Here is an 8,840-nt window from a genome sequence, read left to right on the forward strand (position 1 = left end):
ACTTACGCCTATTAAGCCGCTTTACGAGCGTCTTTTACTAACTTAGCTACGCGATCTGAAAGAGATGCGCCCTGACCTACCCAGTGTTCAACACGTGGTAAATCTAAACGAATTTTTTCTTCTTGACCTGAAGCAATTGGGTTAAAAAAGCCTACTTTCTCGATGAAGCGACCGTCACGCGAGAAACGGCTATCCGCAACCACAATTTGATAGAAAGGGCGTTTTTTAGCGCCACCACGTTGCAAACGAATAGTTACCATACCGTCCTCTATAAAGATTGACTGTTTTCATTAATAAGATTTACTCCCCAGAATGGGGAGCTGGGGAATTGTACGAGTTTTTGGCAATAACGCAAGTAAGAAGTGAACCTAAAAGGCAGTTTAGTAGGTTAAACCGTGATCTCAACGACAAATAAGGGTTAAAGGTGTATTACATGCATAATTTATTCAACAAAAAAGGAGCTATTTGCTCCTTTAAATATGATTCGCTATTATTTTAAAAAGTAACTTAATGGTACTTTTTAAAATTTAGGACCACCGCCACCCATCATTCCAGGTGGTAACATGCCTTTCATACCACGCATCATTTTGGTCATGCCGCCTTTACCTTTCATTTTTTTCATCATTTTTTGCATTTGCGTAAATTGCTTAAGCAACTTATTAATCTCTTGTACTTGTGTACCAGAGCCTGCTGCAATACGTTTTTTACGCGAACCTTTAATGATTTCTGGGCGAGCACGTTCTTTTTTAGTCATCGAGCTAATAATGGCTTCCATTTGAATAAATGTTTTATCGCCCATTTGACCTTTAACTGCATCTGGTAAGTTAGACATACCTGGAAGCTTATCGAGCATAGACATCATGCCACCCATGCTTTTCATTTGCTTTAATTGATCAGCAAAATCATCAAGGGTAAACCCTGCACCTTTAAATACTTTTTCAGCAACTCTGGCAGCTTGCTCTTTATCTACTTTCATCTCGACTTCTTCGATTAATGAAAGTACATCACCCATGCCTAAAATACGCGACGCTATACGGTCTGGATGGAAAGGTTCTAGTGCATCAGTACGCTCACCAACACCCATGAACTTAATAGGCTTACCCGTAATGTGACGAATAGATAAAGCAGCACCACCACGTGCATCACCATCGGTTTTTGTTAATATAACACCGGTAAGTGGTAATGCTTCGTCAAATGCTTTTGCTGTATTTGCCGCATCTTGACCTGTCATTGCATCAACAACGAACAAGGTCTCAATTGGATTGATTGCTTTGTGAAGATCTTTAATCTCGTCCATCATGTCGCTATCAACATGTAAACGACCGGCTGTATCAACTAATACAACATCAATAAATTTCTTTTTCGCATGAGATATTGCTGCTGTAGCAATATCTACTGGCTTTTGCGATATATCACTTGGGAAAAAATCAACACCAACTTCTTCTGCAAGTGTTTCTAACTGTTTGATTGCCGCTGGACGGTACACGTCGGCGCTCACTACAAGTACAGATTTTTTCTTACGTTCTTTTAAAAACTTCGCTAGTTTAGCTACGCTGGTTGTTTTACCTGCACCTTGTAAACCGGCCATCATAACAACAGCTGGCGGCTGTGCATTTAGGCTTAGCTCTTCATTAGCCTCACCCATGGCTTTTTCGAGTTCTTCACGTACTATTTTTACAAATACTTGGCCAGGGCTTAGGCTTTTTGTAACTTCTACACCTACAGCACGCTCTTTAACTTGTTTTACAAAATCGCGTACAACAGGCAACGCCACATCGGCTTCTAAAAAAGCCATACGCACTTCACGAAGAGTGTCTTTAATATTATCTTCAGTCAGGCGGCCACGACCACTGATATTTTTTAAGGTTTTACCTAATCGTTCTTGGAGGTTCTCAAACATGAATCGGTTCCGATAAGACGTTATATCAAACCTAATCAAAGGTCTTTATATGCAGACACTTAATTGATGAGATTGATATTATTAAATTTGAATTAAAAACAGTATACCGTAAATGGTGCCGGACAATACAGTGTTCAAGTGCAGCTAGTTGAGTTTCTTTTTTTAAGGTCTATCCATTTGCTTTGCTATAAAATACAATGGTTGTATAACAACAAGATTTTTTTGACTCAAATTAAGTGGCCCAAGCACAATGCTGATTATTAGTTTAACTATTATTGCCAGTTTATTTTATGTGTTAGCAACGTCTCACGTGCTATCACGACTGTTTCATAAACAAGGTCCTAGCCAAAAAGTAACTGTAATACTAAGTACGGTTGCAATAGTGGCGCATATGCTGTTGTTGGTAAATTCTGTATTTCGTTCCGACGGTCAAGATTTAAGTATTGTTAATGTGGCTTTATTAACCTGTTGGGTCATTGTTGTATCAGTTACAACCGTCTCGTTAAAGTTTCCGGCTACGTTACTGTTGCCTGTGGTATATGCTTTTGCAGCTCTGTTAAGTATTGCCAGCTTATTTATTCCTCACCATATTTTATTGCAAAGTATTAATGTTGAAGTAGGTCTCGTTACTCATATTTCATTATCTTTACTTGCTTACTGTATTTTAATCATTGCTACTTTATATGGTGTACAGTTTTACTTTATTGATAAACGCTTAAAACGTAAAGACCTTGCTATAGTGCATAGTCATCTACCTCCTCTAATGGTAGTTGAACGCCAATTATATCAATTACTTAATTTGGGCACTATATTGCTTACCTTAGCATTGTTGTCAGGGTTTATATTTCTTGATGGAATGTTTGCAAAAGAGTTTATACACAAAACGATATTGTCATTAATCGCATGGGCAATTTTTGCGATAGCTGCATTAGGACATATGAAACAAGGATGGAGAGGAAAACCAGTCGTTATTACCATCATGGTCGCAGCATTTATCCTCACACTTGCTTATTTTGGTAGCCGTTTCATACAAGAAGTAGTACTTAATAAGTTTTAACTTGACTCTGCTTGCTCACTCTAGCTTAATACGCATTGATTTATAAGAAAAGGATCCATCGTTGGACGACATATCGACAAGTACCCTGTTTATCATCTTAGGTTTATTGGTGCTTTTTTCTGCTTATTTTTCGGGTTCAGAAACCGGAATCATGTCAATCAATCGTATACGTCTGCGACATCTTGCTAAACAAGATCATCGTGCAGCTAAACGAGTCAGTAAACTACTTAGCCGTCCGGACAGGCTTATAGGTTTAATATTAATTGGTAACAACTTAGTCAATATTGCTGCAGCTCAAGTAGCTACTATTATTGGTATTCGTTTGTATGGTGATTTAGGTATTGCTATTGCGACCGGGGTATTAACTCTCGTTATACTTATATTTGCTGAGGTAACACCAAAAACACTTGCAGCTTTGTATCCTGAAAAGGTGGCATTTCCAAGCTCTGTTGTTTTAAAAGGTCTATTAAAAATATTATTCCCATTTGTGCTTATTATTAACTGGTTAACGAATGGTTTATTACGATTGTTTGGTATAACAACAGCACAAATAGAAGAGCACAGCTTAAGTAAAGAAGAATTAAAAACAGTGGTTAACGAATCAGGTGCCCTACTTCCTGCTCGCCATCAAAGCATGCTAACTTCGATTTTAGATTTAGAACAAGTAACCGTTGAAGATATTATGATCCCACGTAATGAAATTGTGGCGATAGATATTAACGATGAATGGAAATTAATTAGCAGACAACTTACATACTCACAACACACTCGTGTATTACTCTACCGAGATAATATTGATGATGCTGTAGGTTTCATTCACTCACGCGACGCACTTCGTTTACTTACAAAAGAGCAATTTGATAAGCCTTCGTTACTACGTGCCGTACGTGAAATTTACTTTATTCCAGAAGGTACGTCACTAAACACCCAGCTATTAAAGTTTCAACAATCCAAAGAACGTATTGGCTTAGTTGTTGATGAATATGGTGACATTCAAGGTCTTGTAACACTCGAAGATATTTTGGAAGAAGTGGTAGGCGATTTCACAACAACACAAACACGTACACCTAGTGAAGAGGTTACAACTCAAACAGATGGTTCGTGTATTGTTGATGGCGGTGCAAACGTTCGTGATTTAAATAAAGAGATGGGCTGGGATTTCCCACTTGATGGACCTAAAACACTTAGCGGACTAATTATCGAATACCTAGAAAACATCCCTGATGCTAATATCAGTTTACGTATTGCGGGTTATCCTGTTGAAGTACTCGAAGTAAAAGAGAACATGATAAAACAGGTTAAAATACTGCCTAATAAACGAAAGCATTAAAACTAAAAAAGGAGCCCAATGGCTCCTTTTTTACTAACAGCTATTTATAAAATCAACTAAATAAACGCTCTAACCAACCTTTATCTAATGATTCCTCACAACGCTTAAGCTGCGCTCCATAACGACTTGCACGATGTTTAACTTTATTAGCAACGCTCATCAGCCATTTTTTCTTTTTATATGTACCACGTTTATATCCGCCCCACCCTTCATGATAATTAAGGTATTGCGAGTAAGCATCCCATTTAGAAACCGCATTTACTTTATGCGTTTTATAAACAAACCATGCCATGAAGTCTATTGCATCATCAAAATCGTCTCTGTCGGCACCATTGTTACCTGTTTCGCGAATATAGTCTGACCATGTGGGTGTTTTTGCCTGTGAGTAACCATAAGCATCACTTGCGCGTCCTGTTGGTATTATCCATAAAAAATACTCCATTGGTGGTGCGGCATCATGTCTAAACGAGCTTTCTTGATACATCATGCTCATAAGTACGTGCTTGGGTGAACCCCACTTTTCTTGGGCATTTTTTGCATCAAAGTACCAGCTAGGTTTTTCTTCAAAAATCTTACAAATATCATCAGGTTGCTTAGGAGGAGCTGTAGCACAACCGGCTAAAGTGAGAGCTAGAGATAAAATAATTGCATTTTTTTTCATATTTTTTAGATCTCACTGAACTTTTATAAAAAGTGTGGGTCTGATTCTATAATGCAGCAGTACAGCATTGTTTCATCCCTGAAGAATATTTACGCAGCCATCTTGGGCTGCGTTTTTTTTGCTTTGAACTTAATTAGCGTTTAAATTATTTATGACTAAAGTACGTATCTAAGAATGCTGTAAACGATTGTGTGTCTGCTTGCTCAATTGCTACTTGCGCCTCATTCGATTTAACTACTTGCTGTTCAAGCCATGGTTTTAAAAACTCACTATAATCAGCTTCTTGATGGCTTTGCTTGTACTTATTAGCTAATGCTAATGCAAAGTGCCCATTATCTAAGCCAGATTCTTTTAGCTCACTAACATAACGACCAGAATAAGTGAGTACAGGATTATGTATCCACGTTGCCATTCGCTCTATCGTACTTGAATAATAAGTAACGCCATAAGCGCTATCCATCCATTTAGCTACATCGCGCAGTTGATCAAATATTTCATCACCCCACGATTGAAGGCTACGAGGTTGGTCATTAAAATTCAGCATCAAGCCTTCTTCTCGACCTTGATTTACAACGGTATCAAGATTTTCAGTACTGCGCGCTTGTTCTTTCCAATCCATTGGCATTGAATCTTTTAATAAACAATACGTTAAGAATACATCCAAAAAGTGAATTTGCTCTATATCAATACCAACTTCACTAAACGGGTTTACGTCTAATGCACGAATTTCAACGTACTCAATACCGGCTCTAAGTAATGCGTCTGTAGGTGTTTCACCATTTTTTGCATTTCGCTTAGGGCGAACTGGTGAGTAAAATTCATTCTCTATTTGCAGAATGTTTTTATTAAGCTGTTTAGGGTCAGCACTAGTATAGTCATCAATATCACCATAAATTTCTGAAGGTGTATTAATTGCTTTTTTTAGCCCAACTACATATTCATCAAGCGAGTTGTACATTACACGCAATGAAGATTGAGCACTATTTGTATAACCTAAATTACCCAGTCGTAGAGCTGTACCTACTTCTAAATAAAGGGTGCCTTTACCGAGCTTTTTAAATGGCAGATCGGTTTTTCGACCTTGTAAAAATGAATGACATAACGCTGGTGATGCACCAAATAAATAGCTAATCAGCCATAATTCGCGTTTAAAATTACGAATAAGGCCCAAGTAACCGTCTGAAATGAAATCTTGTAATGTTGCATCACTTTTCTTTAATGAATGCAGCGATTGCCACAGCGTTTCTGGAAATGAAATATTGAAATGTACGCCAGCAATTGCCTGCATCATACTACCGTAGCGATTTTTCAAACCTTCGCGGTATAGTGTTTTCATTCTACCTGTATTAGAACTACCAAATTGAGCTAATACTATGTCATCTTGATGCTCTATAAAGCACGGCATACTGATAGGCCAAAGTAACTCATCACCCATTTTTTCAAGAGTAAATTTTTGCAGGTCTTTTAATTGCTTAATAGTTTGTGCAGATGACTCACTAACAGGAGTAATAAATTCAAGTAAAGACTCGGAGAAATCTGTTGTGATATGCCCATTAGTTAATGCACTTCCCACCCCTTTCGGATGCCCTTGAGCAGAAATAGCCCCACTGCCTTGTATTCTTAGCGACTCTCGCTCAATGCCACGTTTAATGCCTTTAACTGCGTATTGGTGCTCATCTGCTGATAACGCGTTAAGTGCGTTTGTTAGATCATGTGTTGTCAAAAAATGCTTCCTCGGGCCACGTGGCTTAATCATAGGGTTATGGGGGCTAATCACTTATTACTCAAGATTAAATTGCTAAGAACAATGTAATTTTTTTGATTAATAGCTGCATGCCCTGCTTTGAACATAAGCTGATACGACCAACATCATACTATAGACCGTAATCTTGCCATTGCTCTTAACATTATACAATTGCTTTGCGCGTGTAATTTATTAAATACTTAATCTGCGGCATACATAAGTATTAAATTCAGTAAACCAATAGACCGACCTTTATATAAAAAAGATTCATGACGCTTTCAACTAATCAGAGTTTATTATCAAAACACTTGATATAGATCATAAAAATGTAAAGTTTTAATTGTAAGTACTTATAGAGCAGCCCATTTTTTTGCTTTGTACTTAGTAAACAATATAATAGCGCCAACTATAAAGGATGGCAGTAAATACAGTGAGCAGTAATAAAAGCTTAAAAAATGAAGAGGTTCTCTTTGATGAATCACAACAACTCGTCTCAACAACCGATCTTAAAGGTGTAATTACTTACGTAAACCATGAGTTTTGCGATATTGCAGGATATAGCGCACAAGAACTCATTGGAGAAAACCACAGTATTGTGCGCCATCCTGACATGCCCAAAGCTGCATTTAAAGAAATGTGGGCTACCTTAAAACAAGGTCATTCTTGGCGTGGAATGGTAAAAAACCGCTGCAAAGACGGACGCTATTATTGGGTTGATGCATTCGTAACGCCTATTTTTGAGCATGGTCAATTAATTGGTTATCAATCAGTAAGAACTAAAGCGAGTCAGCAACTAAAACAACATGCGCAAACTCTTTATAATAAATTAAATAAAGGTAAGTCATTATATAATTTTCGAGAAAGAACACATGTAAGGCAAAGCATTACTATTATTGGCATATTAATTTGGTTGATCGCAATTGCTCTATTAAGCTCTTTGGCTATAGCACTAATTAATTTATTAGTTTGCATTTTTGTTATTGCATTTAATTACGATGAATTAATTGCAACCCCTAAAATATTAAAAAAGCAAAAAGCTAAATCTGATTCAGTTTCGCGCTATATATACAGCGGAAGTAATCCTCATAGTATCAGTGACTATAGGGAGCAAATGCTTAGTGCCAAATTACGAACTGTGCTTGGTCGCATGCAAGATTCAACACTAAGCTTTAATAATATTGCGACACACTTAGATGAGCAATCAACATTAACTGAAAAAGGTATTGCTTCACAGAGTGAACGCCTAGAACAAATAGCGTCAGCTATGGCACAGATGAGTTCAACAATTGGCGAAATATCTAATAACACTCATCACACTGCTGATAAAGTAAATGTTACACATAAAAGTTGCTCTAATATAAAACAGCATATAGCTGATAACAGTTCAATGGTGTCTGATTTAGCCAGTCAGGTAGATCAAGCGGCTACAACCGCAAGTAGCCTAGCGTCAGAAGCTGATAAAATAGGTCAGGTAATGAGTGAAATTGAAGGCATTGCCGATCAAACTAACTTACTCGCACTAAATGCTGCAATTGAGGCTGCTCGTGCTGGCGAACATGGTCGTGGCTTTGCCGTCGTTGCAGATGAAGTTAGAGCTTTATCATCAAGAACTCAAAATGCTACAGCACAAATTCATAGTTCCATTAAAGAAATTCAAAGTACTTTATTTGATTGGTCTAAAATAATGCAGAACACAAAAAATCAAGCTGATAATTGTGTAAGTACAACAGCTCAAACTCAAGTTGCACTTGACGATATTTTTATTCAGATAAGTGAAATATCACAGCTTGCCACTCAAATATCGACTGCTGCAGAACAACAGCAGGTGGTTAGTAGCGACATAGGCGCTAATGTTACACAAATCAAAGAGCTTGGTGACAGTAATTTAAGCCTAAGCTTTAATGTGGCTAAAGGGTCGGCTGAACTTGTTGAAGGCTCTCGTAAAGTAAATGATTTACTACTGACCTTTAGAGTTTAATAAACATTAAAAAGCCGCTATTTTTAGCTAACACCATTCAGTTAAGCATGCTTTGACTTAATGGTGTACCGAGTTTTTGAAATTCGAACGGTCCTACTTTTGGGCCGTTTTCTTTTTTCTGGAAGAATATAACGTTTCACTCGTTCTCGCATTGCCCTTAATTTCTTTGG

7 protein-coding genes are annotated in these 8,840 nt (G+C 37.5%); 3 read left to right on the forward strand and 4 right to left on the reverse strand.

From position 1 onward, the window contains the following. Positions 1-11: 11 nt before the first annotated feature. Both rpsP and ffh read right to left on the reverse strand, forming a co-directional pair. Positions 12-260: a 30S ribosomal protein S16 gene (gene rpsP / locus GQR56_RS18735; protein ID WP_002962192.1), complete on the reverse strand. Its 249-nt coding sequence runs from the start codon at positions 258-260 to the stop codon at positions 12-14. Between the two features lie 260 nt (positions 261-520). Next, on the reverse strand, positions 521-1,900 hold the full coding sequence (gene ffh / locus GQR56_RS18740; protein WP_024610200.1) for a signal recognition particle protein: 1,380 nt from the start codon (positions 1,898-1,900) through the stop codon (positions 521-523). Positions 1,901-2,150: 250 nt separating this feature from the next. On the opposite strand from ffh, the gene ccsA reads away from it, so the two are divergent. Together ccsA and GQR56_RS18750 are read left to right on the forward strand one after the other, a co-directional pair. After that, positions 2,151-2,957 carry a cytochrome c biogenesis protein CcsA gene (ccsA, locus tag GQR56_RS18745; RefSeq protein ID WP_024610201.1) on the forward strand — a complete coding sequence of 269 codons (807 nt, stop codon included), beginning with the start codon at positions 2,151-2,153 and terminating at the stop codon, positions 2,955-2,957. Positions 2,958-3,018: 61 nt separating this feature from the next. Continuing rightward, the gene (locus GQR56_RS18750; RefSeq protein WP_024610202.1) at positions 3,019-4,287 is read left to right on the forward strand and encodes a CNNM domain-containing protein; all 1,269 of its coding nucleotides are present in this window, start codon (positions 3,019-3,021) and stop codon (positions 4,285-4,287) included. Between the two features lie 52 nt (positions 4,288-4,339). Here the strand turns inward: GQR56_RS18750 and GQR56_RS18755 are convergent, their stop codons facing one another. Next, entirely contained in the window at positions 4,340-4,948 is a 609-nt protein-coding gene (locus GQR56_RS18755) for a hypothetical protein (RefSeq protein WP_166114320.1), read from the reverse strand. Positions 4,949-5,093: 145 nt separating this feature from the next. After that, on the reverse strand, positions 5,094-6,671 hold the full coding sequence (gshA, locus tag GQR56_RS18760; RefSeq protein WP_166114323.1) for a glutamate--cysteine ligase: 1,578 nt from the start codon (positions 6,669-6,671) through the stop codon (positions 5,094-5,096). 451 nt (positions 6,672-7,122) lie between these two features. On the opposite strand from gshA, the gene GQR56_RS18765 reads away from it, so the two are divergent. Continuing rightward, positions 7,123-8,670 (forward strand): PAS domain-containing methyl-accepting chemotaxis protein, encoded by a 1,548-nt coding sequence (locus tag GQR56_RS18765; protein ID WP_166114326.1) that lies wholly within the window; start codon positions 7,123-7,125, stop codon positions 8,668-8,670. The last annotated feature ends 170 nt before the right edge of the window (positions 8,671-8,840 follow it).

It is taken from the genome of Pseudoalteromonas sp. Z9A5 (genome assembly GCF_011378875.1).
In the GTDB taxonomy this organism is placed as follows: Bacteria; Pseudomonadota; Gammaproteobacteria; order Enterobacterales; family Alteromonadaceae; genus Pseudoalteromonas.

Bases quoted from the DNA above. Each gene is read 5' to 3' on its own strand.
- rpsP (WP_002962192.1), bottom strand. From the start codon at position 260: ATGGTAACTATTCGTTTGCAACGTGGTGGCGCTAAAAAACGCCCTTTC.
- ffh (WP_024610200.1), bottom strand. From the start codon at position 1,900: ATGTTTGAGAACCTCCAAGAACGATTAGGTAAAACCTTAAAAAATATC.
- ccsA (WP_024610201.1), top strand. From the start codon at position 2,151: ATGCTGATTATTAGTTTAACTATTATTGCCAGTTTATTTTATGTGTTA.
- GQR56_RS18755 (WP_166114320.1), bottom strand. From the start codon at position 4,948: ATGAAAAAAAATGCAATTATTTTATCTCTAGCTCTCACTTTAGCCGGT.